Below are 22,979 nucleotides of genomic sequence, written 5' to 3'. Positions count from 1 at the left end.
GGGGTTCGATCCGCGGCTCCCGCGCACTGTTGGCAACGCGCTCGCAAAAATCGTCGAATTCCCCTTAAATCCGCCCGACGCGTCGCTTCACGGCGCTCCGGGCGCACAAGGCCGTCATCCTCCTGAGCCGGCCGGCCCTCACCTGCGTGGACGCCACTCGCCGTGCCCCATGACCGCTATCTCAGGGTGGCGCCGGTCAATGTTCGACGGAAACGACGATGCTGTTGGCGGCCTTTCTCCTGACCCCCAGGTTCAGGCGGGCCAGTGATTGGCCGTCGCCGCGATCGGCGATGACGACCTGAGTGAGCAGCCTGGACTTCATTCTGGCGGTGAGGGCCTTACGGGGCGCCTCGAACACCAGCTTGCCAGGCTTGGAGGCGCTGCTGGTCTTGGCGTACATCAGGACCCGCTGAGAGGTCACCACGACCCACACCGCCGGCATGGAGGCGAAGACGAACAGCCCGGCACCCCCTGTGGCCGCCGTCGTCACCAGTCCCGTGGCCAGGCCGGCCGCCAGATTCTTGCCCAAGTGCTGCTTCATTCCTCGTTTGAGTTGCGCGACGACCACAACGTTGATCGTCTCCTCGTCCTGCATATCAGCGCTTAAATGACCCCGGAGCTTGTCTTGCGCCGCCATGAAATCCCCTCGAACTCGCCCTGAATTGCGATGATCATAGAGTCCGGACACCTTAGGGAGAACCCGCCGACCGCCTCCGGCCGCATTGACTCCGGACGGGTGGCTCTCCGTTCGGTGCTCAGTGCCCGGTGTCCTGGCGGAGGCTGGAAAATCACGTGCCTGGTGTCTCGCGGGTGCATCAGAATCGCCGGCATGAGGAACGAGGAGGGTCTGCTGCTGGTGGGCTATCGGGCCGTGCCGCCATGGATCGTGCCCGCGCCGAGGGACGGTCCGCTGCTACCGCCTCGGGTTCTGACCATGAGCGATCATCTGGTCGACCCGGTGCCCGACGACGACACCTGGTTCGCATCGGCCGAAGCGGCTGCCGCGCTGACCCGGCACACGACCGAGCCCACGGCGCGGGTGATGGCGATGGGTGTTCATGAGCGTGACGCTGATGACGTGATCGGGCTCCGGTTGACCCTGGACACCGATCAACTCTGCCTTAACGAGCATGTACGAACACCCTGGCCTGCCCAGCTCCACGTGCTCGGTTATGAACTCATCGGCATTGAGGCCTGCGGCTTCCATAGCTGGCTGTGCTACGGCGAGGTTGCTTCCTGGGCTCACGGCACGCTTGGACTGCAACTCAACTCCCACGGCCTGGTGAACTCGCCGACCGATGCGGAACGCCTTAGCGAAGCTGCGGAGGAGCCGGGTTCCGGGCTCCCTCCGATCCCATGGGTGGCCGCCGCCATCGCCGTCGTGGGCCAGTGAACCGAACTGCTCACCCCATGCCGGACGGCACCGCTTCGTATTTGTAGCCGACGGAGGCTCAGCGGAGGCGGTCTGCGTCCTCTGCGGCCTTCCGGCGTTCGAAATCGTCCAGGGTGGGGTCGTCGGCGACCTCGGTCAGCAGCACAATGCCGTGGTCGCGGTCCAGTTCGGCGGCGTCCTGGACCGCGCCCAAGCGCTCGGAGTTGTCCAACGCGGTGTCGCGGGCGATCTCGGTCAGCAGCGCGAGGCCGTGACGCGGTCCAGTGCCGCTGCGTTTTCCGCCCCGTTCAGACGCTCGTGCTGGTCGAGTGTGCTGTCACGGACCAGTTCGCTCAGCAGCGCGAGGCCGCGGGCGCGCTCCGTGGTGAAGGCCAAAACCGAACCGAGGGAGAACACGTCGCTGGCAGGGCCGATGTGGGGCTCGCCGAGGATCTGCTCGGGAGACATGTAGGCGGGAGTCCCGATGACCGCGCCGGTCGCGGTGGCCGAGGTCACGTCGAGCGCGCGGGAGATACCGAAGTCGATGACGCGGGGGCCGTCGGGGCGATCAGCAGGTTGCCGGGCTTGAGGTCGCGGTGCACCAGACCGGCCCGGTGGATCGCGGCCAGCCCCACGACCAGGCCGGCGCCCAGGCGCGCGGCCGACCCGATCGGGAACGGTCCGTACTCGGCCACCGCCTGCTCCAGCGATGGACCCGGCGCACAAAGACTTTTGACTGCCGGAATTGTGTGCTGTCCCCGCCGGGCATTTCGGTCTCGCCGCCGTATCGGCGGTCAGGGGAGGGTGGCGAGTGCCTGCTTCCATGTCTCCTGGTCGCGGGCCTCGCCGGGGGAGTTCACCTCGGTGAAACGAAGGGTCCCGGACTTGTCGACCAGGAAAGTGCCGCGTACGGCCATGCCTCGGTCGGCGTTGAAGACGCCGTAGTCCTTGGCAACCGCGCCGTGCGGCCAGAAGTCGGAAAGCAGTGGGAACCGGTAGCCCTCGTCATTGGACCACGCCTTCAGTGAGAACACGTGATCGACGGAGACGCCGAGGATCTGGACGTTCTCGTTCTGGAAGCTGCCGATGTCGTCCCGGACGGCGCAGAGTTCACCGGTGCAAATGCCGGAGAAGGCGAACGGGTAGAAGACCACGAGCACATTGCGTGCCCCGCGGAAGGACGAGAGCGTTACCTCCTGGTTGTTCTGGTCCTTCAACGTGAAGTCAGGGGCCTCGGTTCCGACCTCGGGTGCCATGCGCGGGGGCTCCTCAGCTTGGGGTTGCCGGTGCGACGAGCCTAGGCGGTCCGGAGGCGGGTGAGGCGTCAGTGGTCGACGGTGACGACGACCTTGCCCACCTGGGTGCCCGATTCGATATGGCGGTGGGCCTCGACGATCTCGTCCAGGGGGAAGGTCCGGTCGATGGCGGGTTCGAAGGCGCCGGTGGCCAGGCCCGAGGAGACGAACGCGGCGGCGCGGCGCAGCCGTTCCGGGTCGGTCGTCGTCTCGTGGAGCGTGTAGGTCCGCATGTTCAGGGCGGGCATGCCGAGCACGAATCCCGGATAGGGGGTCGTCTCGCCGCTCATGGCGCCGTACTCCAGGAGCGTGCCGCCTGGGGCGACGACCTTCGCCAGGTCGATCACTCCCTGGCCGGCGACGGCGTCGAAGATCAGCTCGGCGCCTCGTCCGGCGGTCAGGTCGCGGACGCGGTCGACGAGGTTCTCCTCGGCGGTGACGATCACGTCCGACGCTCCCGCCTTGAGCAGCGCGTCCTTCTTGGCGCCGGTGCGGGTGGTGGCGATGGGGCGTGCTCCGACGCGCACCGCCGTGCGGATCGCGGCCAGGCCCACGCTGCTGGACGCGGCGGTGAGCACGACCGTGTCTCCGGCGCGCATCCCTCCGACCTCGACAAGGGCTCCATAGGACGTCAGGTACGGCATCCACACCGCGGCGCCCTCGATCGCGTCGACGCCGTCGGGGCGGTGCAGCACCGCGGCCGCGGGGACGATCGCGCGGTCGGCGTACACGCCGTAGTCGTTCATCGAGAAGGCGGGGACCACGCTGACCGGCCGGCCGGGCGCGAAGTCCGTGACGTCCGGGCCGACGGCCTCGACGACGCCCGCCGCCTCGGCGCCGAGCAAGGCGGGGAACCGCTTGACCGGCTCGATGTAGCGTCCGCTGCGGAAGAGGACCTCGGCGCGGTTGAGGCCGATCGCGTCCACCCGGATCAGCAGTTCGCCGGGGCCGGGTTCGCCCGCCTCCACATCCTCCAGCCGCAGTACCTCCGGTCCTCCGACTTCGTGGAACCGCACCGTCCTCGCCATCAGGCATGTCCTTTCGGTCAGGCGACGGCCGCGCCGCCGCTCCCACTCAAACGCAAAGTCCGATCGCTGTCAAACTTCGATGAGCATCGTACTTCGATCGGTGTCGTACCATGAGCCCGGAGGTGGCGAGCGATGGCGGTGCGGACCAGCGGGCGGGAGCGCGTCCCGCCTCACCCGGACGTTCGGGAGATCAGCCTTCAGCAGGTGCTCGAAGCCCTGGTCGACCCGGTGCGCCGCCTGATCGTCGGCGAGCTGTACGCCGTCGGCCGGGATCTCAGCTGCGGCACGATCGACCTGCCGGTCAGCAAGTCCACCGCGACGCATCACTTCAACGTCCTGCGCGAGGCCGGCCTCATCCGCCAGTACTACGTCGGCACCTCCCGCATGAACGCGCTGCGCCGCGAGGAGATCGACGAAGCATTTCCCGGGCTCCTCCAAGCAGTGGTGGCCGGGCGAAGGGACTGAGTCCTCACCCGAGGGACGAGACGTACCCCAGGGCCACGGCCGCGGCGGTCAGGGCGGCGAGACGAACGATGGCAGGGCGCGGCCCAGCGAAAAGCAGACGCAAGCCCAGCGGGACGAACGCCAGGCAAAGGCCGGCCGTCGCGACTATGGAGAGCGGCGTGGTGCCCTTGAGGACGCCGAGGGGGAGAGCGGCGGTCAGTGCAAGGGCGACCGAACTCACCGGCCCCAGGGTGCGGGTTCGGTAGGCGGCGAACGCGAGCAAGGGCCAGCCGAGCATGATGGCGAATGTCGTGTAGTGGAAGATGTGGAAACCCTGGTAGGAGGCCGCCACTGCTTGGGTCGCGGGGATGCGGCCCTGTGCGTCCACAAGCTGGAAGGCCATGTGGTCGGCGCCCGCGTGGAACGTCCGGGTGAAGAGGCCGAGAGTGATAAGGCTCCCTGCAAGGCCGGCCATCTGAGTGCCGATGAGGCGGGTTAGGGCGAGCACGCCCGGGGCCAGGGCGACGGTGCCTGCGACGAACGCGCTGTAAGACGCGGTCATGAGCGTCGGATGGTCGTCGTAGGCGGCAAGTTGGTCCGGGAAGAAGAACGCGAAGCGCACGCGGAGGAGAACCCCGGCAAGCAGTAGAGCGGGACCGAACACGAGGGATGTGCCGGCGAGCAAGCGTGTGTTGGGCATGCCCACAACGGTCTCCGAACTCGGGCAACGCGAAATCGGGCTGCTGTGGACAATCGCGCTTCATCCTGCGGCGGGCGTTCTGACGGCACGGCCTTGGCGCCGTCCTACTCCAGGACGATCCACAATGGGCTGATGTGGGCGGTGGACAAGCTCGATTAGCGTTCAGACCGTGCGTCGTGGGTTCGTGTTCGATGTGGTGGCCGCCGCCGTAGTGGTCGTGGCCGACGTGCTCGTCGCCGGCAATCTCCTCAAGGGCCGCGACGACTTCGCGCCATGGTTCCTCAGCTCTGTGTTCGTTGCAGTAGGGCTCGGCCTCGTGCTCACAGTCCGCCGCAAGTGGCCGATGGGGTCGCTGGGTGCGGCGCTGGCCATTTCGGGGGTCGCCACGGTTGCGGGTGTCTTGTGGGAACCGTTCGTCGTGGTGGCTCTTGGGCTGTACCTGGTGACGGTCAGGCGCGATTCCCGTCCGGCTCGGGCGTACTGCCTGGGCGTGGTGTCGGTTGCGGGCCTGCTCGGACAGGTCGTCCACCCGAGGTGGAGCCTCCTCGGCGCGGCCTGCTGGACGGCGGCAGGCCTCCTGCTGACCACGGCCGCGTGGGTCATCGGACGGACGGTGCGCTCACGAAGGTCGGACGCGGAGCGGCTGGAACGGCAGCGCGAGCATCAGATCGTGATCGACGAACGGCTGCGCATCGCGCGGGAGCTGCACGATGTCGTCACACATGGGATGGGCCTCATCGCGGTCAAGGCGGGAGTCGCCAACCACATCGCCGAGGAGCGGCCGGGGGAGGCGCGGGAGGCGCTCCGGGTCATCGAGGCCACGAGCCGGGAGGCGCTCACAGAGATGCGCAGGCTCCTCGGGGTCCTGAGGGACGAGACGGACGGCTTCTCAGCGCCCGCCCTGGCGGGCCTCCCCGACATGGTCGAAAGGGTGAAGCCGGCCGGTGTGCACCTGGAGTTGTCCATCTCGGCAATGGACGTCCCCGAGGGCGTCGAACTGGCCGTGCACCGGATCGTCCAAGAGGCGGTCACCAACGTCGTCAAGCACGCGGCGCCCGCCACGTGCAGAGTGGACGTCCACGAGGATCGAGGCGTGGTGCTGATAGAGGTCACCGATAACGGCCCAGGCGGGGATGTGACACCGGGCGGGCACGGGCTGGTCGGCATGCGGGAACGCGTCGCCATGTACGGCGGGCGGTTCGAAGCGGGGCCGCTGCCAGAGCGAGGGTTCAGGATCAGCGCCACGATCCCGTACAAGGCGCAGAGGTGAGCGAATCGATCAGCGTTCTCGTCGCTGACGACCAGGCGCTGCTCCGCGGGAGCTTCCGGGCCCTCATCGAGACGGCGCCCGGTCTGAGCGTGGTGGGCGAGGCCGCAGACGGGGCGGAGGCCGTTGAGCTTGCCCGGTCCCTGCGTCCGGACATCGTCCTCATGGACGTGCGCATGCCCGTGATGGACGGCATAGAGGCCACGCGCCGCATACGTGCCGACACGGATGTGCGCGTCCTCATCCTGACCATGTTCGACTTGGACGCTTACGTCTTCGCCGCGCTGCGCGCAGGAGCAGCGGGGTTCCTCCTCAAGGACACCCCACCTGCCGACCTGCTCGCGGCCGTCCACGTCGTCGCGGCCGGTGAAGGGTTGCTCGCGCCGACCGTGACACGCCGCCTCATCGAGGAGTTCGCGCGACGTCCCGAGCCGGGACGTCCCCTGCCAAGGCGGCTCGACGGTGTCACGGAACGGGAGCGCGAAGTGCTCACGCTGGTCGGCAAAGGGCTGTCGAACGGCGAGATAGCCGAACACCTGAGCCTCAGCCTGGCGACCGTGAAGACCTACGTGGGACGACTCCTTGCCAAACTCCACGCCAGAGACAGGTCCCAGCTGGTGATCGTCGCCTACGAGACCGGCCTCGTCCCCTGAAGGAGGATGGGTGGATGGAACTCAAGCCGGGGTTGCGGGCGGAACTGGTGATCGTGGTTGGGGAAACGGATACGGCCGCTGCGTTGGGGAGCGGAGACGTCGGCGTCCTGGGGACGCCGAGGCTGCTCGCGCTCGCCGAAGCCGCCACCGTCAAGGCGGTCGGTCCTCACCTGGGCGAAGGTGAGACCTCGGTCGGGACGCGGGTGGAGCTGGAACATCGGGCGCCCAGCCCGGTGGGCGCCCGGGTGACGGTCGAGGCCGAACTGCGGGAAGTGGACGGACCGCGGCTCGCGTTCGGGTTCGAGGCCGCCGACGAGCGCGGCACGACGGTGGGGAAGGGGCGTATCGAGCGGATCGTCGTGGATCGGGAGAGATTTCTGGCGCGGGCGAAGCGGTGAGACCGGATCAGTACGGCAGGAGACGGCCCGAAGGCGTCCGCAGGTCGGTAGGGCTCGGTTGACGTGGGGGCTTGGGGCGCTTGATGAGCTGCTGCCGGGCCATGGTGATCATCTCCCCCCATCGGGCCGGACTTAACCCGCAGGTCGAGTGGTTACCTCGTACGACGCGCCTGCCGTCCACGAGGTTCGCTGAGCTTATGCGACCAACACGGCCGGTTCGACCGATTTTCAGGAAGCCGTCATCGACGCAGCGCGATCATCCGGTCGCCGAACGTGTCAGGAGACGATGTCGCGTGCCCGGAAGCGGCGGAAGGCCAGAGCGAAGAGGACGGCGGCGTAGGTGATCGAGATGGCCGCGCCCTTGGCCATGCCCGCCCACTGGATGTCCGGCTGGAGGGCGTCCATCCAGGAGTACATCCAGTGGGTCGGGAGGAAGTCGCGCCAGGAGCCGAGTGCGGTGACGGCGTCCAGGATGTTGCTGACGATGACGAGCCCGACCGCTCCGCCGACCGCGCCCAGCGGAGAGTCGGTCGTCACCGAGAGCAGGAACGCCAGCGCGGCGACGACGAGTTGCGCGACGAGCGAGTAGCCGATGATGATCGCCATCCGGCCGAGCGCGGTGCTCACCGGGACGGTGCCGCCGGTCGGCAGCTCGACGTCGCCCCAGCCGAAGCCGGCCGTCCCCGCGACCAGCGACATCAGCGGCAGGCTGACGACCGCGACGACCGCGTACGAGAGGGCGACGACCAGCTTCTGGCGCAGCAGCCGGGCGCGCGGCACCGGCGCGGCCAGCAGGTAGCGCAGGGACGACCAGCCCGCCTCGCTCGCCACCGTGTCGCCGCAGAACAGCGCGACGGCGACGACCAGCAGGAAACCGGTCGAGACGAACAGGGCGAACAGGGCGAAGTTGAGCGCACTGGACGTCGCGACGTCGACCAGGCTCGGCACGCCGTCCGGCCCCGGGTCGCCGCCGAGCTTGAACGCGGCGACCAGCACCCACGGAAGGACGAGCAGGATGCCGAACGCGACCAGTGTGCGGCGGCGCCGGAACTGCCGGACGGCCTCCACCCGCAGCGGCAGCGTCCGCCGGACGTCGTAGGCGGTCATGACCCTTCTCCGATGATCTCCAGGAACGCGTCCTCCAGGCGGCGCCCGGAGCCGACGATCTCGGCGACGGGGCCGGCGGCGACGCGGCGGCCGCCCGCCATGACGACGGCGTGCGTGCAGGTCTGCTCGACCTCGGCCAGCAGGTGGCTGGAGACGATGACCGTCCGCCCGGCCGCCGCGTACCGGACGAGGACCTCCCGCATCTCTCGGATCTGCGGCGGATCGAGCCCGTTGGTCGGCTCGTCCAGGACGAGGAGGTCCGGCAGCCCGAGCATGGCCTGCGCTATGGCGAGACGTTGACGCATCCCCTGCGAGTAGGTTCGGACGGCCCGGTCCAGCGCCGACCCCAGGTCGGCTATCTGCAGCGCCTCCTCCAGATGGGCTTCGTCCTGGGGACGGCCGGTCGCGCGCCAGTACAGATCCAGATTGTCGCGGCCGGAGAGGTGGGGCAGGAACCCGGGTCCCTCGACGAACGAACCAAGCCGGGACAGCACGGGTGCACCGGGGTACACGCGATGCCCGAAGATCTGGATCGAGCCCGAGTCCGGGTGGATCAGCCCCATGAGCATGCGCAGGGTCGTCGTCTTCCCAGCGCCGTTCGGGCCGAGCAGACCCAGCACCTGACCCTTCTCCACCCGGAACGACAGGTCGGCCACAGCGAGGTGCCCGTTCTTGTACGCCTTCGTCAGGCCCGTTATCTCCAGGGGCACGTTGCTGTCCGTTTCGGCGCCGCGCCTGCGACGCCAAGGCAGGAGAATCGCGGCCGCGATGGCGAGACCGGCCACCGGCAGTCCCCACACCCATGCGGGTAGAGGCGCCGATGTCGTCTTCAACGACGGGACAGAGGGAACGGTCAGCGGCGAAACCACCTGCACCTTGTACGACGAGGGCTCGGCCGGGGTCGCGAACCCCATGTCCGTGGTGGCGATGACCAGACGCAGCCGATGCCCGCGATCGAAGCGGTAGTCCATCGCCGGGAGGGTCACCGTGACCTCGTCCCCGCCGGTCACCCTGAACGGCGCCGCGAGCCGCCGCGCGGGAGTGGCCGTTCCGCCTGGCGCGACGTCGTAGAGCTTCGCGAAGAGCGGCCCGTCCCCGTGGATTTTCAGCCGGACGGTCGCGGCCCCCGTCAACCACACCGGATGGTCCAGCGGGCGTGTGTCGAAGGTGGCGGTCTGCCCTGGCATGTCCGCCGGCAACTGGCCGCCCAGGGACCCGCCCAGGGTGCCGCCCAGCGATCCGAGCGCCCCCAGCCCGGGCAGCGCCGAGATCGACGCGGGCGACCCGCCGGCCGGGTTGAAGATCGTCTGCTCGCCGCCGCTCAGCGGCAGCGCCGAGGGCACGCCGGAAAGCCCCGGATAGCGCCGTGTCGTCGCCTCGTCCACGACGACCTCCTGGGTGGACGAGTCGAGCCCGCCGGCACGCGTCACCGTGAAACCGTCCGGCGAAGGCGGCTCGGACCGCATGAGGCGTGCGTCGAAGAAGTCGCGCACCAGCCCTTCGACCCGTGTCGTCTCGGGGTCGCCGCCGTCGTGCCCGCCCTGGAACCACACCACCGAAACGGGGGCGCCGTTCGCGGCGATCGCACGCGCGTTGGCATCGGCCTGGTCGAGCGGGAACAGCGAGTCGGCCTGACCCTGGACCAGCAGCGTCGGCACCTTGATCCGGTCGGCGACCGAGGCCGGGCTCGACCGCCGCAGAGTCGAGAGCGCCGACTCGGTCGCACGCCCCTTCTCCGCGATCTCCTGGTACATGTCGCACACCGACGGCAGGAACCGCCCGCACGCGGTCCGGGTCGCGCTGCCGGTGAAGAACAACCCCGCCCACAGCTTCTTGAACACCCCGTCCGAGGGCGCCGCACCGGCCGCGGCGTCGGGGAACAGCGCGCCCGGGAGGCTGTTCCAGGTGATCTGCGGCGCGATGGCGTCCACGCGCCTGTCGTACGCGGCGGTCATCAGGGCGATCGCCCCGCCGTAGGACTGGCCCGCCATCCCGACGCGCGGGTCGCCGGGCCCGTCGAGCAGGACGTCCGGGCGCCGCGCCAGCCAGTCGATCAGCTGCCGGGTGTCCTTCACCTCGTAGTCGGGCGAGTTGAGCGCGATCTCCCCGGTCGACCGGCCGAACCCGCGGGCCGACCACGCCAGCACGGCGTACCCGGCGCGGGCGAGTTCGCGCGCCTCGCCCGCCACGTCCCGCTTGCTCCCGCCGAAGCCGTGCCCCAGCAGGACCGCCGGGCCCTTCGCCCGGCCGACCGGCCGGTAGAACGTCGTGTCGAGCGTGACGTGCTGGTCGTCCTTCGGGCCGTCGACCACGGCGATGCGCTGCTCGGACGTCTCGACGCGGGCCGCGCCGCCCGCCGTCATGCCCCAGGCCGCGCCACCGCCCGCCAGCGCGACCGCGACCCCCGCCGCGGTCCAGCGCGCGGACCGTCCCGTCCTGCCCCACCGCGCCCGGAGCGCGCCCGCCGGCCTCATGGTCAGAACCCTATGCGGGCCGCGCGGCCACCTGCTCCGACCTGAAGTCGATCTCCGCTGCGCCCGCCGCCGTACGCCGGGCCGTCGCGTTACACCTCGCGGCGTACGGGCGGGGCGAGGGCGGCGGTGAACATGGCGGTGAGGCGGTCGGTGAGCTCGGCAGGGTCGGCGGCCCGCAGGTCGCCGAGGCCGAGCAGGCGCCGGACGGGCGCGCCGCCCATGATGATCGTGGACGCGAGCAGCGCCCGGGCGCGGGCGTCCGGCCCCTCCAGCTGCGCCACCATCGGCTGGACGATCACGTCCTCCAGGTACTGGAGCAGGATCTCCTTTACCTCGGGATGGCCGACCGACCGGTCCAGCATCCGGGACATGGCGGTGACCCCGTGCTGGTCGATCTGCCGGACGAAGTGCTCGGCGAGCCGGCGCGGCAGCCCCCCGGGATCGCCCGCGATGACGCCGCGGATCACCGACTCGCCGGCCAGCACCTCGCCGAACAGCGCCGCCTTGGAGCCGAAGTACCGGTTGACGAGCGCCATGTTCGCCTCGGCGCGGGCCGCGATCATGCGGACGGTGACGCCGTCGTAGCCGTGCTCGCCGAACAGGTCGCGGGCGGCGTCCAGGATGCGCCGCCGGGTGGCCTCCCGGTCGCGTTTCGGCCGCCGCTCCACCGCGCGCTCGGTCTCGTCCTCGACCCGCATCCCCCAAAACCCCCGGTCGCCGGCGACGTTCCGTGCCCAGTATCGGTGACGGTCCGTGCCGAGTGGTCGACGAGTTGCAAGTAAACAAGCGTCTACATAAGATACATGTAAAGCACAGGTAATTCCGCCTACGCATGGGGGCAGGGTGGCTCAGGCGAGCGCGGCGTCGCACGGCCCGGCGGCGCCGGAGCAAGCGAGACCGCAGTACACGCACCGTCAGATCCTGGAGATCCTCGCCGGTCTGATGATGGCGATGCTCACGTCGATGATCTCGACGTCGGTCGTCGCCACGGCGCTGCCGACGATCGTCGGCGACCTCGGCGGCCAGGACAAGCTGTCCTGGGTCGCCAGCGCGTCACTGCTGACCATGACCGCGTCCACGCCGCTGTGGGGCAAGCTGTCCGACATCGCCGGGCGCAAGCTCATGTTCCAGACCGCGCTGATCATCTTCGTCGCGGCCTCGGTGGGCGCCGGGCTGTCGCAGAACATCGGCCAGCTGATCGCGGCCCGCGCGTTCCAGGGCCTCGGCGTCGGCGGCCTGTCGGCGCTGGCCCAGGTCATCCTCGGGGACGTGGTCGAACCCCGGCAGCGCGGCCGCTACGCCGGCTTCATGGGCGCGGTGTTCGGCGTCTCGACCGTCGCCGGGCCGCTGCTCGGCGGGTTCATCGTGGACGCCGACGGCCTCGGCTGGCGCTGGTGCTTCTACGTGTGCGTCCCGCTCGCGGTCGTCGCGTTCCTGGTCATCCAGAAGGTGCTGAAGCTGCCGAAGGTGCGCCGCGACACCCGCATCGACGTGTTCGGAGCGTTCACCATCACCGGCAGCGCCGCGGTGCTGATGCTGGTGCTGTCCATGGGCGGGACGGAGTTCGACTGGAACTCCGAGTGGACCTACGGCCTGCTGGGCGTCGCCGCCCTGCTGCTCGTTCTCGCGGTCGTCGCCGAACGCGTCGCCCGCGATCCGATCCTGCCGCCCCGGCTGTTCCGCAACCGGACGTTCGTGCTGGCGTCGTTCGTCTCGATCTCCGTCGGCATGGCGATGTTCGGCGTGATGATCTACATGCCGCAGTACCTGCAGATCGTCAAGGGGATGAGCCCGACGGCGTCCGGCCTGATGACGCTGCCGCTCGTCGTCGGCATGCTCATCACCTCCACCGGCTCCGGGCAGATCGTCACCCGGACGGGCCGCTACAAGCTCTTCCCCGTGGTCGGCCTGCTGTGCGTCGCTGGCGCCATGTTCCTGCTGTCGCGGCTGCACACGGACTCACCGAAGCTCGTCATCGGCACGGACCTCGCCGTCCTCGGCATCGGGATGGGCCTCAGCCTCCAGATCCTCATCCTCGCAGCGCAGAACGCCTCTGCGCCAAACGATCTCGCGTCGACCACATCGGGCGTATCCTTCTTCCGCAATCTGGGAGGTGCGATGGGTGTGGCCGCGTTCGGTGCGATCCTCACCAACCGGGTGACGGACGAGATAAGCAGCGGGTTCAGTGCGGCGGGCATCCCGATGCCGGCCGGCGGGGGCGGACCCGACCTGGGCTCCCCGGCGGAGATCAAGAAGCTGCCGCCGCAGGTCCTCGGCATCATCCAGGACGCGTTCACCAGCTCGCTGGAGACCGTCTTCCTCGTCGGCGTCCCCGTGGCGCTCGTCGGCTTCGGCGCGGTGCTCCTGCTGAAGGAGCTGCCGCTGCGCGGCTCGGCGCACCGGGGCAAGGCCGAGCCGCCGGCCGGCGGGCCCGCGGACGACGCCCCGGCCGAGAGCGGTGTCGTCCGGCCCCCGTCGCCCGTCGTCCGGACGGGTGCGGTCGCCGCGGTCGGCGCCGGCAGGCACGCACGCGACGGCGGCCCGGCCGACGAGGGCCGGCTCGCCATGGCCGCCGCGACCCGGCCGGAACCGCCGAACGGCGCGTCCCCGGCCGCCCCCGGCCTGGCCGCCGAGGTGCACCTCCTCGCCCGGCAGAACGGGCAGGACGGGCAGAACGGGTCCGGCGGCGGCGTTCCCGTCCGCGGCGTCGTCCGGAGCGGCGACGGCGTGCCGGTCCCGTCCGCGGCGCTCACCCTCATCGGCGGGGACGGCCACCAGCTGGCCCGCGCGATCACCCGGGAGGACGGCCGGTACGCGCTGCCGGCGCCCGGCCCCGGAAGCTACGTGCTGATCGCCGCGACCGGCGAGCACGAGCCGCAGGCCGCGACGCTGGTCGTCGGTGGCCGGCCGGTCGAGTACGACCTGCTGCTGGCCGGCAACGGCGGCCTCGGCGGGACGGTCCGCAGCGCCGACGGCACGCCCATCGTGAACGCGATGGTCGTCGTCACCGACGTGCGCGGCGACGTCGTCGGCACGGGCCGCACCGACGCCGCCGGGCAGTACGCCTTCAAGGACATCGTCTCCGGCACCTACACGCTCGCCGTCAGCGCCGCCGCGCACCGCCCCGTCGCGATGCCGGTGGACGTGACCGGAAACGGCCAGGCGCGGCTCGACATCGAGATGCCGCCAGGCGCCCGGATCCGCGGGACGGTCCGCAACGAGTCCGGCGCACCGGTCGGGGACGCGCGGGTCACGCTGGTGGACGCCGCCGGCAACGTCGTCGCGATGGCGATCACCGGTCCGGACGGCGAGTACGCGTTCACCGACCTGACCGGCGGGCAGTACACCGTGATCGCGTCCGGCTATCCTCCGGTTGCCACCGGTCTGTCGCTTTCGGGCAGCGGGCTGGACGGCCACGACCTGAAACTCGGCTACCCGGACGAGTGACGGACACGAGCGAGCCCGGCCGCCCGCCGGCGGCGGCCCCGAACACACGAACCTGGAGTGCGGGTCGTTGATGGACGCGAACCGAGGTCTGCACGGCACGGTGCGGACGAAGGACGGCTGGGCGGTGCGGCACGCCATCGTCACGGTCACCGACCTGACGGGCGACCAGGTCGCGCGGGAGCAGACCGGGGAGGACGGCGTGCTCGCCGCCGGCCCGCTGCCCGCCGGCACGTACACGGTGATCGTGACGGCGCCGGGCTTCCGGCCGGCCGCGTCGACACTGATCGTGTCCAGCGCGGGAATCGCGGACATCGGGAAGATCGTGCTGGCCCGGGCGGGCGATGTCGAGCTGCCGCCCGCCGGCGCGTGGACGATCGACCCGGCGCACTCCATCATCGGCGCCGTCGCGCAGCATCTCGGGTTGACGAGCGTCCGCGGCCGGTTCGCCTCGTTCGAAGGCCGTATCGAGGTCGCCGAACCGGTCGAGGAGTCGACGGTCACGGCGCGCATCGAGGCGGCGTCCATCGACACCGGCAACAAGACGCGCGACGACCACCTGCGCTCCGCCGACTTCATGACGGCCGACGTCCACCCGGTCATCACCTACGAGAGCGACGGGCTGACCGGCGCCGGCCCCGACCGCTGGACGGTGCACGGCCGCCTCACCCTCAACGGCATCACGCACCCGGTCGACCTCGACATGACCTATCTCGGCAGCGGCACGGACCCGTGGGGCGGCGTCCGGGCCGCGTTCCGCGCCACCGCCGAGCTCCGCCGCGCCGACTTCGGCATCCGCTTCAACCAGATCCTTGAGGCGGGCATCGCACTGGTCGGCGAGAGCCTGAAGGTCGAGCTGGAGATCCAGGCCGTCCGGGGCGAAGAACTTCCGCAGGCGTGACTTTCCGCAGGAGTGACTAGCGGCCCTTGAGCTCGCGGACCAGCGTGTTCGCCGAGGCCCGGTCCGGCGACCCGGTCACGACGACCTTCCCGTCCGTGATCGCCATGTCGACGCGGGGCAGCGTGATCAGCCGGTCGCGGACGACGAAGGCGAGGTCCCGCCCGACCGTCGCGCGCGTCAGCCCGGCGAACGCCCGCCGGTCGACCGGGCGGAGCGTGACGGCCACGTCGTAGCCGCCCGGCTTCACCCGCGACTTCTGCACGCGCAGATCGGCGACCTTGTGGATCGCGATCCCCTGGGTGAGCCGGTAGCAGGTCACCCCGGTGGCGGACTGCCCGGTGATCCCCTGCGTCCCCGCGGGGCACTGGCCCGGCGCCGCCTGCGCGACGGGGTAGATGTGCAGCGGCGCGGCCAGCGTCACCGGCCGTGCCTGCATCGAGGACGCGATCATCGCGCCGGTCACCGCGACCGCCGCGATCAGCACGCCGAGCGTGAGCACCATGACCAGCAGCGCCGACCGGTGCTGGTCCGCGGCCTTCGCCGGCGCGACGGGCTCCCGGTAGGGGCGGCCCTGCCGCCGTGCCGCGCGGCTCCGCTTCGCCTCCGCCGCCTCCCGCCGCCGTTGGGCCGCCCGCGCCCGCCGGCGCGCCGCCTCCGTGTCCAGGGGCTGCGTCTTCGCGGCGGGCAGGACGGCCGTCGCCGGACCGCGCTCTCGCGGACTCTCCAGCGACTCGGCGGGGTCTCCGGCGCGCTCCTTTCCGACCTCCATCGGCCGGGTGCTCCCACCCGCCGGATAGAACGGCTGAGCCGCCTCGACGACCTGCTCCGCCCGCACCCCATCGCCGGACGGTATGGCGCTGCCGGATGGCATCGCCATGCCAGGATTTCCAACGGCGGCAGGCTGCGTCCGGTCGGAGGGCTGTGGCTTGCCGGCGGGCTGTGTTCTGTCGAAGGCCGGGGCGACGTCGACCGCTGGGGGCGTGCCAGGCGGGTGCGGGGCGGCCGCGGGCTCGGGCCGTGTCAGGGGACGAGTGGGCTCCTCATCGCTCGTTCGACCCTTGCTCCGGCGCGGAATGACCCGCATCGTCACCTCCCCGGCTCCGTGATCCCCCCAGTCTTTCAGGATGAGACACCGGCCCGCATCGTGTCCCGTCCAAGGCGTTCACAAAGCCTCCGTCGCCCGCCACGTGGGAACCGTGCCCCGTTCACGGGATTTCAAAGCGCGCGAAGGCCCGGCCCCGGACGAACCAGGACCGGGCCTGCGGACACGCGTCTAGTCGATGCGCCAGGTGTCGCCGCTGCCGAGCAGCGCGGCGAGGTCGCCCTTGCCCTGCGTCTCGGCCGCCTCGTCGAGCTGGGCCCGCATCAGCTCGTCGTAGGACGGGCGGTCGACGTCGCGGAAGATGCCGATCGGGGTGTGCTCGAACGCCGGCTGGTCCAGCCGCGACAGCGCGAACGCCTGCGACGGGTCCGGGTTGTGGGCGTCGTGCACGGCGATCTCGGAGGCGTCCACGTCGGCGACGTTCACGATCTCGAACGACCCGGCCGGGTTGCGGCGCAGCGCCTTGGAGCGGTCGGCGCCGAACACGATGGGCTCGCCGTGCTCCAGCCGGACGGTGACGTCGTCGCGGACGGAGGCGTCCTTGAGCGGCTCGAACGCGTTGTCGTTGAAGATGTTGCAGTTCTGGTAGATCTCCACCAGCGCGGTGCCGCGGTGCTGGGCGGCGGCCCGCAGCACCGACTGCAGGTGCTTGCGGTCGGAGTCGATGGTGCGGGCGACGAACGTGCCCTCGGCGCCGATCGCCAGCGACAGCGGGTTGAAGGGCGCGTCCAGCGACCCCATCGGCGTCGACTTGGTGATCTTGCCCAGCTCGGACGTCGGCGAGTACTGGCCCTTGGTCAGCCCGTAGATCCGGTTGTTGAACAGCAGGATCTTCAGGTTGACGTTGCGGCGCAGCGCGTGGATGAGGTGGTTGCCGCCGATGGACAGCGCGTCGCCGTCCCCGGTGACCACCCACACCGACAGGTCGGGACGGGACGTCGCCAGCCCGGTCGCGATCGCGGGCGCGCGGCCGTGGATGGAGTGGAACCCGTAGGTGTTCATGTAGTACGGGAACCGGGACGAGCAGCCGATGCCGGAGACGAAGGTGATGTTCTCGCGGCGCAGCCCCAGCTCGGGCAGGAAGGACTGCACGGCCGCGAGGATCGCGTAGTCACCGCACCCGGGGCACCAGCGCACCTCCTGGTCGGTCTTGAAGTCCTTCATCGACTGCTTGCCGTCCGCCTTGGGGACCAGCGAGAGCAGCGACCTGCCGTTCCCGTTCCCGTTGGCGGTGCCGTTGCCGTTCACGGCGCCGTTCGCTCCGTTCTCACTCACTGTCGATCACATCCTGGATGACGCCCTGCAGCTCTTCGGCCTTGAAGGGCAGGCCGCGGACCTGGTTGTAGCCGATCACGTCGATGAGCAGCCGGCCACGCAGCAGCAGGGCGAGCTGGCCGAGGTTGATCTCCGGGACGATGACCTTGTCGTAGGAGCGCAGCACCTCGGGCAGGTTGGCGGGGAACGGGTTGAGGTGGCGCAGGTGGGCCTGGGCGATGGTGCGCCCGGACCTCCTGACCCGCCGCACGGCCGCGGAGATCGCCCCGTACGTCCCGCCCCAGCCCAAAACCAGCACGCGTGCCTTACCGGACGGGTCGTCCACGGCGAGCGGCTCGATGTCGCCTGCGATCCCGTCCACCTTCGCCTGGCGGAGCCGGACCATCCGGTCGTGGTTGGCGGGGTCGTAGGAGATGTTGCCGGTGCCGTCGGCCTTCTCCAGGCCGCCGATCCGGTGCTCCAGCCCGGCGGTGCCCGGGATCGCCCACGGGCGGGCCAGGGTGGCCGGGTCACGCTCGAACGGCCGGAACCCCTCCTCCGAGGAGCCCGCCTCCGGGCCGGCGAAGTCCGGTTCGATCGTCGGCAGCGACTCCACGTCCGGGAGCTTCCAGGGTTCGGACCCGTTGGCCAGGTAGCCGTCCGACAGCAGGATCACCGGGGTGCGGTACTTCACCGCGATCCGGGCCGCCTCCAGCGCGGCGCCGAAGCAGTCCGACGGGGACTGCGGCGCGACCACCGGGACCGGCGCCTCACCGTTGCGGCCGTGCATCGCCTGCAGCAGGTCTGCCTGCTCGGTCTTGGTCGGCAACCCGGTCGACGGACCGGCCCGCTGCACGTCGATGACCAGCAGCGGCAGTTCCGTCGCCACTCCCAGGCCGATCGTCTCGCTCTTCAGCGCGAGGCCGGGCCCGGAGGTGGTGGTCACCCCCAGCGAACCGCCGAACGAGGCGCCCAGGGCCGCACCCACCGCGGCGATCTCGTCCTCGGCCTGGAAGGTCCGCACCCCGAACCGCTTGTGCTTGGAGATCTCGTGCAGGATGTCCGAGGCCGGAGTGATCGGGTAGGAGCCCAGGAAGATCGGCAGCCCGCTCTGCACCCCGGCCGCGACCAGCCCGTAGGCCAGCGCGAGGTTGCCGGTGATGTTGCGGTACAGGCCCGGCTCGTGCTCGGCCGGCTTGATCTCGTACTGCACCGAGAACGCCTCGGTGGTCTCCCCGTAGGACCAGCCCGCCTGGAAGGCCGCGATGTTGGCCTTCATGATCTCGGGCTTGCTGGCGAACTTGCGCTCCAGGAACGCCAGCGTCCCCTCGGTGGGACGGTGGTACAGCCACGACAGCAGCCCGAGCGCGAACATGTTCTTCGCGCGCTCGGCGTCCTTCTTGGAGATGTCGAAGTCCGCGAGCGCCGTCACCGTCATCGACGTCAGCGGCAGGGCGTGCACCCGGTACTCGGCCAGCGAGTCGTCCTCGACCGGGCTCGTCTCGTACCCCACCTTGGACAGGTTGCGCTTGGTGAACTCGTCGGTGTTGACGATCAGGTTCGCGCCGCGCGGCAGATCGGCCAGGTTGGCCTTCAGCGCGGCGGGGTTCATCGCCACCAGCACGTTCGGGGCGTCGCCCGGAGTCAGGATGTCATGGTCGGCGAAGTGCAGCTGGAAGCTGGACACGCCGGGCAGCGTCCCGGCGGGGGCGCGGATCTCGGCCGGGAAGTTCGGCAACGTCGACAAGTCGTTGCCGAACGCCGCGGTCTCCTGGGTGAAGCGGTCGCCGGTCAGCTGCATACCATCGCCGGAATCGCCGGCGAATCGGATGATGACACGGTCGAGCTGCTGGACCTGTTTGGTCACAGAGGAAGACCTCCTCGACGCGCAGCATCCGTCCTGGAGGAGGCGTCCAGGATCGTGATGCTACTAAGGCTTACCTTCATGGTATGTCCGGGATCGGATGGTGTTATCGGGGACGGGCCGCTCACTGGGACGAGGGCGCGCTTCGTCCGGGTGCCGGTGGCCGCGGGTCATGAAGGCTGTGCCGGGAAGGCACTGACGGGCGGCGACCGCTCCGCAGGTCCTATCAGGTGATACGACCTGTACCGGTCCCCGAGTTCATCCCGAACACAGGCAGCTGCGCTGCCGGCACAGGTCGACGTGCAGCCGTCGGACCAGGAGCCGCGCGGGACTCGTCGAGGAGCCGTGGCTCCCCTGGGGCGTGAGGTTCACGTCCCGAAGTGTAGACAGCATGAACATCGTTCCAGGGCACCGCCCCCGGCGTGGGGCTCAGGGTGTCCCTGGTGTCTTTGATGTGGCGACTTCCGGCCGCTCCGACCGCTTGACTGAGGGTTCTCCCGATACGGTCGGCGTCGACGTGGGCGTTTTCGGCTTCATGACCGCCTTGCGTTCCCTGTCGACGCGGGCGAGCAGTGCGGGCACGTCGGCCGCGTCCACCGCCTCGCCGACGACGCGGGCCGTCGCCGCGTACGGGTAGGAGCCGGGGTTGTCGAGTGCCGCGCGCATCCAGCGCCGCCACAGGCCGCTCGTGACGGTGCAGCGCAGCGTCAGCGCCCGGTTGGCCGGGACCGGCCCCGACCCGGTGCACGACCCGAGCGGCTCGCCCCTGGACGTGATCGACGCCCGCAGCGCCGCCCGCGCGCCCTCCGGCACCGACCCCGCCGGCTGGGTGAGCGTGGCCGGCACGCTCACCGTGCAGCCGGTGGTGTTCTGGTCGCAGTTGCTGAACGCCAGCGTCCCGGGCGTGAAGCGCAGGCCCGGGTCGGCCGCCCCGCCCAGCCTCGCCACCCGCGTGCGCAGCTCGGCGAACAGCGTCGCCGGGGCGGCCACGGGCGCGACGGTGAACCGCGGCGCCGCCTGCCCGGCCGGCCGTACCGCCAGCAGCCCGTGCGGCGCCGCCGCCGTGAGCAGGTACTCCGCGCCCGGCGTCTTTACCCGGTAGGCCGGGACGCCGTTCACGTTCTCCGTGGGAGGCTTCGCCGGCGCCTTGGCCAGCATCGTGGCGATCGACTTGGGGCCGAGGACGTCCGGCAGGTCGAAGCCGGGCATCGACGCGGGCGCCTTCGTCCAGCGCCCCGCGTAGTACTCCGGATGCGCGACGCCGCTCACGTAGGTCTGCCAGAACGTCGTCCCGGCCCTGATGTAGGTGACGCCGTCGATCGCTACGACCTCCGCCGTCAGCACGCCCGCGGTGAGCGTCCCGGACGCCGAACCCGCCGGCGTCACCCGCAGTTGCGCCTGGACGGGCCGCCCGCCGATCGTCAGGGTGCCGTCGTAGCGCAGACCCGTCCCGGTCGTGAGCGCCTTCCCGGCCTCGACCGTCCACGCGGGCGGCGCGGCCGCCGTGGTCGCCTTGGGCTTCTTCTTCGCCGGCTCGTCGCCCCCGGCGACCACCGCCGCGGCGACGGCGCCCATCGCGATGACGACGGCCGCCGCCCCGGCGACGACGAGAACCCGCCGACCCCGAGCCTTCCGCCCTGCCATCCCCGGAGGCACCGGGCCGCCCGGGGGAACGGGAGCACCATGCTGGAAGGCGTCCACCGGCATCGGACCGCCGGGCGGAGCCGCGAACCCGGGCGGTGGAACATCATGCCCGGACGAGTCCGCGGGCATCGCCCCGTCCACATCCATGGGGGCGTCCGGAGGCGGGGGAGCGTCCGCCGGGCTCGCCGCGGCGGGAGCCGCGTGGGACGCGGCGGGGCTCGGAGGCGTGGCGGGCTGGGGGCCCGCCACGTGGACGTCTCCGGGGTGGGGGCCGGGTGGGGCCTGGCGGTCCGGCTGGGGGGCGGCCGTCCCGGCGTCGTCCGGGGACGGGGGTCGGGAAGAGGCCGTCGGTGACGGCTCGTCCTGTTCAGCGCTCACTCGGGGCTCACTCTGCTCACTTCCGGGGCCAGGTTTCGGCCCGTCCGTCAGGCACAAAGCAAGGGGGTGGAGACGTCCCCAGGGGGAGGCCGGCCGGGGCTCTGGACCGTTCGAGGGGTTGGGTCCGGCCACCGGGGCCCTGGAGGGGCGTCCTCAAAGAGCATAAGGGTGCCCGGCGGCGCTTTCCCCCGGGCGGGGAGGAGCGCGGCCGGGCACCCTGGCGGCGGAGGGTCAGCGCGCGGGGCGCCTCACCTGCGGCCTCATTCGCTGTCGAGCCCGTTCTGCAGTGCCTGAACTTCGGAGGACGTGGCGCCGATCACCTTGTACTGGGCGTGCTTGTAGAAGGTGCCGCCGGTGGCCTTGGCCCAGCTGGTCCACGCGGCGCTCGTGACCCGGCAGCTCGCCCACTGCGAGTCGGTGCCGGTGATCGTGATGCGGGTGGTGCAGTTGCCGAGGTCGCGGCCGGTCAGCGTGCTGGCGGTGATCCGGAACCGGACGTCGATCGTGACGGGCTTCTCCACGTCGTACGGCGGACGGATCTTGGCCTCGACCGTGCAGCCGGAGTTGCCGTTGCAGCCGCCCCGCTTCCACTCGTCGACCGTCGGCCGCGCCTCGCCGTTGAACGAGTCCTTCAGCTCGCCCATGTTGGTGCGCATGTTCGAGATGACGGTCGAGGCGTCGCCGGAGTCCTTCGGGGTGACGTCCACCGCGACGCGCGGCGTGGTCGCCTCGTACCGCAGCAGCTTGGAGTCGTCGTCGTCGGTGATGTAGAGGGTGGAGGAGAAAGTGCTGAACTTCAGGGCCTTCTGCCCCTGCCAGGTCGTCTCGATCGGCTTCACGCTCGACGTCCGGGCCGAGCGGATCTTGCTCGCCAGCGCGGACGGCGACAGCTGCGTCTTGAAGTCGAGGTCGAGCTCGTCGTCGCCCAGCCGGCCCCACTGCTCACCCGTGGTGAGGAAGAACGGGTCGTCGGTGGCGGAGATCTGCCGCGTCCAGTAGGACTTGTCGGCCTTCACGAACAGCTTGCCGTCGGCCGACAGCACGGTGACCTGGTCGCCGTTCCAGGAGACCGGCCCCATCGCGCGGCCGCCCTTGGTGACGTTCAGCTCACCGCGGAGCGTGTCGCTGCCGCCGAACGTGCCCTTCAGCTGGACGACGTCGGCGGTGTCCATGTCGGCCGCCGCGGCGGTCAGCTTCTCCTCGGGGGACTTGCCACCGCCGCTGGCCACGATCAGCACCACCACGGCGATGATCACCAGCACGGCGACACCGCCGCCGACCAGGCCGATCACCAGGCCGGCGCCGCCGCCGCGCTTCGGCGGCGGCGGCATCGCGGGACCCATCGGGGAGCCGGGGGGCGGGGGGAAGAAGGGAGGCGGCGTTCCAGGGCCGCCGAAGCCGCCGGGCGGGGGAGGCCCGCCCGGACCACCCGGACCAACCGGGCCGCCGGGACCGGGCCCGCCCGGGCCCGCTGGCGGCGGCGGAGGCGGCCAGGAGGCACCGCCCGGGGATTCCCAGCCCGGGGGAGGCGGAGGGTTGCTCATCCGGTCACGTCCTTCCAGGTCAAAGTGACCCCATGAAAACCTAGTGTGCAGCAAAAGCATGACATTGTGATCCTCCGGGGTGGAGGTACGACGCCACACTCCTCGATGCT

Annotated in this window: 22 protein-coding genes; 7 read left to right on the top strand and 15 right to left on the bottom strand. The window is 70.8% G+C overall.

The annotated features are described in order from the left end of the window. Positions 1-196: 196 nt before the first annotated feature. Entirely contained in the window at positions 197-637 is a 441-nt protein-coding gene (locus ACQPZP_RS39845; protein WP_433474796.1) for a hypothetical protein, read from the bottom strand. A 192-nt stretch (positions 638-829) separates the two neighbouring features. Here ACQPZP_RS39845 and ACQPZP_RS39840 point away from each other — a divergent pair, with 192 nt between their 5' ends. After that, entirely contained in the window at positions 830-1,393 is a 564-nt protein-coding gene (locus ACQPZP_RS39840) for a hypothetical protein (protein ID WP_433474795.1), read from the top strand. Between the two features lie 58 nt (positions 1,394-1,451). On the opposite strand, the gene ACQPZP_RS39835 is transcribed toward ACQPZP_RS39840, so the two are convergent. The 5 genes from ACQPZP_RS39835 to ACQPZP_RS39815 form a co-directional block, all read right to left on the bottom strand. Continuing rightward, on the bottom strand, positions 1,452-1,586 hold the full coding sequence (locus tag ACQPZP_RS39835) for a hypothetical protein (RefSeq protein WP_433474794.1): 135 nt from the start codon (positions 1,584-1,586) through the stop codon (positions 1,452-1,454). Positions 1,587-1,627: 41 nt separating this feature from the next. After that, positions 1,628-1,888, bottom strand: a complete 261-nt coding sequence (locus ACQPZP_RS39830) for a hypothetical protein (protein ID WP_433474793.1) — start codon at positions 1,886-1,888, stop codon at positions 1,628-1,630. Then, positions 1,885-2,067: a hypothetical protein gene (locus ACQPZP_RS39825; RefSeq protein ID WP_433474792.1), complete on the bottom strand. Its 183-nt coding sequence runs from the start codon at positions 2,065-2,067 to the stop codon at positions 1,885-1,887. Before ACQPZP_RS39825 ends, ACQPZP_RS39830 begins: the two co-directional genes overlap by 4 nt. Before the next feature lie 99 nt (positions 2,068-2,166). Next, on the bottom strand, positions 2,167-2,628 hold the full coding sequence (locus tag ACQPZP_RS39820; RefSeq protein WP_433474791.1) for a peroxiredoxin: 462 nt from the start codon (positions 2,626-2,628) through the stop codon (positions 2,167-2,169). Between the two features lie 68 nt (positions 2,629-2,696). Beyond that, positions 2,697-3,695 (bottom strand): zinc-dependent alcohol dehydrogenase family protein, encoded by a 999-nt coding sequence (locus tag ACQPZP_RS39815; RefSeq protein ID WP_433474790.1) that lies wholly within the window; start codon positions 3,693-3,695, stop codon positions 2,697-2,699. A 132-nt stretch (positions 3,696-3,827) separates the two neighbouring features. Here ACQPZP_RS39815 and ACQPZP_RS39810 point away from each other — a divergent pair, with 132 nt between their 5' ends. Then, positions 3,828-4,160 carry an ArsR/SmtB family transcription factor gene (locus tag ACQPZP_RS39810; RefSeq protein WP_433474789.1) on the top strand — a complete coding sequence of 111 codons (333 nt, stop codon included), beginning with the start codon at positions 3,828-3,830 and terminating at the stop codon, positions 4,158-4,160. Between the two features lie 4 nt (positions 4,161-4,164). On the opposite strand, the gene ACQPZP_RS39805 is transcribed toward ACQPZP_RS39810, so the two are convergent. Then, a complete protein-coding gene (locus tag ACQPZP_RS39805) occupies positions 4,165-4,839 on the bottom strand; it encodes a hypothetical protein (RefSeq protein ID WP_433474788.1) in 675 nt (224 codons plus the stop codon). Between the two features lie 169 nt (positions 4,840-5,008). Here ACQPZP_RS39805 and ACQPZP_RS39800 point away from each other — a divergent pair, with 169 nt between their 5' ends. From ACQPZP_RS39800 to ACQPZP_RS39790, 3 genes are read left to right on the top strand one after another with little or no spacing between them, the layout of a single operon-like run. Next, entirely contained in the window at positions 5,009-6,109 is a 1,101-nt protein-coding gene (locus ACQPZP_RS39800; RefSeq protein ID WP_433474787.1) for a sensor histidine kinase, read from the top strand. Then, entirely contained in the window at positions 6,106-6,759 is a 654-nt protein-coding gene (locus tag ACQPZP_RS39795) for a response regulator (RefSeq protein ID WP_433474786.1), read from the top strand. Before ACQPZP_RS39800 ends, ACQPZP_RS39795 begins: the two co-directional genes overlap by 4 nt. Before the next feature lie 14 nt (positions 6,760-6,773). Further along, positions 6,774-7,157 (top strand): thioesterase family protein, encoded by a 384-nt coding sequence (locus ACQPZP_RS39790; protein ID WP_433474785.1) that lies wholly within the window; start codon positions 6,774-6,776, stop codon positions 7,155-7,157. A gap of 276 nt (positions 7,158-7,433) precedes the next feature. Here the strand turns inward: ACQPZP_RS39790 and ACQPZP_RS39785 are convergent, their stop codons facing one another. The 3 genes from ACQPZP_RS39785 to ACQPZP_RS39775 all read right to left on the bottom strand — a co-directional run bounded on the left by ACQPZP_RS39785 (position 7,434) and on the right by ACQPZP_RS39775 (position 11,436). Next, positions 7,434-8,264 (bottom strand): ABC transporter permease, encoded by an 831-nt coding sequence (locus ACQPZP_RS39785; RefSeq protein ID WP_433474784.1) that lies wholly within the window; start codon positions 8,262-8,264, stop codon positions 7,434-7,436. Next, positions 8,261-10,738: an alpha/beta fold hydrolase gene (locus ACQPZP_RS39780; protein WP_433474783.1), complete on the bottom strand. Its 2,478-nt coding sequence runs from the start codon at positions 10,736-10,738 to the stop codon at positions 8,261-8,263. The genes ACQPZP_RS39785 and ACQPZP_RS39780 overlap by 4 nt, the downstream gene beginning before the upstream one ends. A gap of 89 nt (positions 10,739-10,827) precedes the next feature. Further along, positions 10,828-11,436: a TetR/AcrR family transcriptional regulator gene (locus ACQPZP_RS39775; protein ID WP_433474782.1), complete on the bottom strand. Its 609-nt coding sequence runs from the start codon at positions 11,434-11,436 to the stop codon at positions 10,828-10,830. A 145-nt stretch (positions 11,437-11,581) separates the two neighbouring features. On the opposite strand from ACQPZP_RS39775, the gene ACQPZP_RS39770 reads away from it, so the two are divergent. Together ACQPZP_RS39770 and ACQPZP_RS39765 are read left to right on the top strand one after the other, a co-directional pair. Next, entirely contained in the window at positions 11,582-14,185 is a 2,604-nt protein-coding gene (locus ACQPZP_RS39770) for an MFS transporter (protein WP_433474781.1), read from the top strand. Positions 14,186-14,255: 70 nt separating this feature from the next. After that, positions 14,256-15,083 (top strand): YceI family protein, encoded by an 828-nt coding sequence (locus ACQPZP_RS39765; protein ID WP_433474780.1) that lies wholly within the window; start codon positions 14,256-14,258, stop codon positions 15,081-15,083. A 16-nt stretch (positions 15,084-15,099) separates the two neighbouring features. Here the strand turns inward: ACQPZP_RS39765 and ACQPZP_RS39760 are convergent, their stop codons facing one another. The 5 genes from ACQPZP_RS39760 to ACQPZP_RS39740 all read right to left on the bottom strand — a co-directional run bounded on the left by ACQPZP_RS39760 (position 15,100) and on the right by ACQPZP_RS39740 (position 22,656). Further along, a complete protein-coding gene (locus tag ACQPZP_RS39760; RefSeq protein WP_433474779.1) occupies positions 15,100-15,960 on the bottom strand; it encodes a SecDF P1 head subdomain-containing protein in 861 nt (286 codons plus the stop codon). Positions 15,961-16,356: 396 nt separating this feature from the next. Continuing rightward, positions 16,357-17,460 (bottom strand): 2-oxoacid:ferredoxin oxidoreductase subunit beta, encoded by a 1,104-nt coding sequence (locus ACQPZP_RS39755; protein WP_433474778.1) that lies wholly within the window; start codon positions 17,458-17,460, stop codon positions 16,357-16,359. Then, positions 17,453-19,306 carry a 2-oxoacid:acceptor oxidoreductase subunit alpha gene (locus ACQPZP_RS39750; RefSeq protein ID WP_433474777.1) on the bottom strand — a complete coding sequence of 618 codons (1,854 nt, stop codon included), beginning with the start codon at positions 19,304-19,306 and terminating at the stop codon, positions 17,453-17,455. Before ACQPZP_RS39750 ends, ACQPZP_RS39755 begins: the two co-directional genes overlap by 8 nt. 426 nt (positions 19,307-19,732) lie before the next feature. Then, positions 19,733-21,325: a hypothetical protein gene (locus ACQPZP_RS39745; RefSeq protein WP_433474776.1), complete on the bottom strand. Its 1,593-nt coding sequence runs from the start codon at positions 21,323-21,325 to the stop codon at positions 19,733-19,735. Between the two features lie 260 nt (positions 21,326-21,585). Beyond that, a complete protein-coding gene (locus tag ACQPZP_RS39740) occupies positions 21,586-22,656 on the bottom strand; it encodes a hypothetical protein (protein ID WP_433474775.1) in 1,071 nt (356 codons plus the stop codon). Between the last annotated feature and the right edge of the window lie 323 nt (positions 22,657-22,979).

Origin of the sequence: Spirillospora sp. CA-142024, from assembly GCF_050942325.1 — a bacterium.
Classification (GTDB): domain Bacteria; phylum Actinomycetota; class Actinomycetes; order Streptosporangiales; family Streptosporangiaceae; genus Spirillospora.
Note: the sequence above shows the minus strand (reverse complement) of the source record. Positions and strands in the feature narration are given on the sequence as shown.

Bases quoted from the DNA above. Each gene is read 5' to 3' on its own strand.
- ACQPZP_RS39845 (WP_433474796.1), bottom strand. From the start codon at position 637: ATGGCGGCGCAAGACAAGCTCCGGGGTCATTTAAGCGCTGATATGCAG.
- ACQPZP_RS39805 (WP_433474788.1), bottom strand. From the start codon at position 4,839: ATGCCCAACACACGCTTGCTCGCCGGCACATCCCTCGTGTTCGGTCCC.
- ACQPZP_RS39740 (WP_433474775.1), bottom strand. From the start codon at position 22,656: ATGCCGCCGCCGCCGAAGCGCGGCGGCGGCGCCGGCCTGGTGATCGGC.
- ACQPZP_RS39760 (WP_433474779.1), bottom strand. From the start codon at position 15,960: ATGGCGATGCCATCCGGCAGCGCCATACCGTCCGGCGATGGGGTGCGG.
- ACQPZP_RS39815 (WP_433474790.1), bottom strand. From the start codon at position 3,695: ATGGCGAGGACGGTGCGGTTCCACGAAGTCGGAGGACCGGAGGTACTG.
- ACQPZP_RS39765 (WP_433474780.1), top strand. From the start codon at position 14,256: ATGGACGCGAACCGAGGTCTGCACGGCACGGTGCGGACGAAGGACGGC.
- ACQPZP_RS39820 (WP_433474791.1), bottom strand. From the start codon at position 2,628: ATGGCACCCGAGGTCGGAACCGAGGCCCCTGACTTCACGTTGAAGGAC.
- ACQPZP_RS39810 (WP_433474789.1), top strand. From the start codon at position 3,828: ATGGCGGTGCGGACCAGCGGGCGGGAGCGCGTCCCGCCTCACCCGGAC.
- ACQPZP_RS39785 (WP_433474784.1), bottom strand. From the start codon at position 8,264: ATGACCGCCTACGACGTCCGGCGGACGCTGCCGCTGCGGGTGGAGGCC.
- ACQPZP_RS39790 (WP_433474785.1), top strand. From the start codon at position 6,774: ATGGAACTCAAGCCGGGGTTGCGGGCGGAACTGGTGATCGTGGTTGGG.
- ACQPZP_RS39840 (WP_433474795.1), top strand. From the start codon at position 830: ATGAGGAACGAGGAGGGTCTGCTGCTGGTGGGCTATCGGGCCGTGCCG.
- ACQPZP_RS39780 (WP_433474783.1), bottom strand. From the start codon at position 10,738: ATGAGGCCGGCGGGCGCGCTCCGGGCGCGGTGGGGCAGGACGGGACGG.
- ACQPZP_RS39775 (WP_433474782.1), bottom strand. From the start codon at position 11,436: ATGCGGGTCGAGGACGAGACCGAGCGCGCGGTGGAGCGGCGGCCGAAA.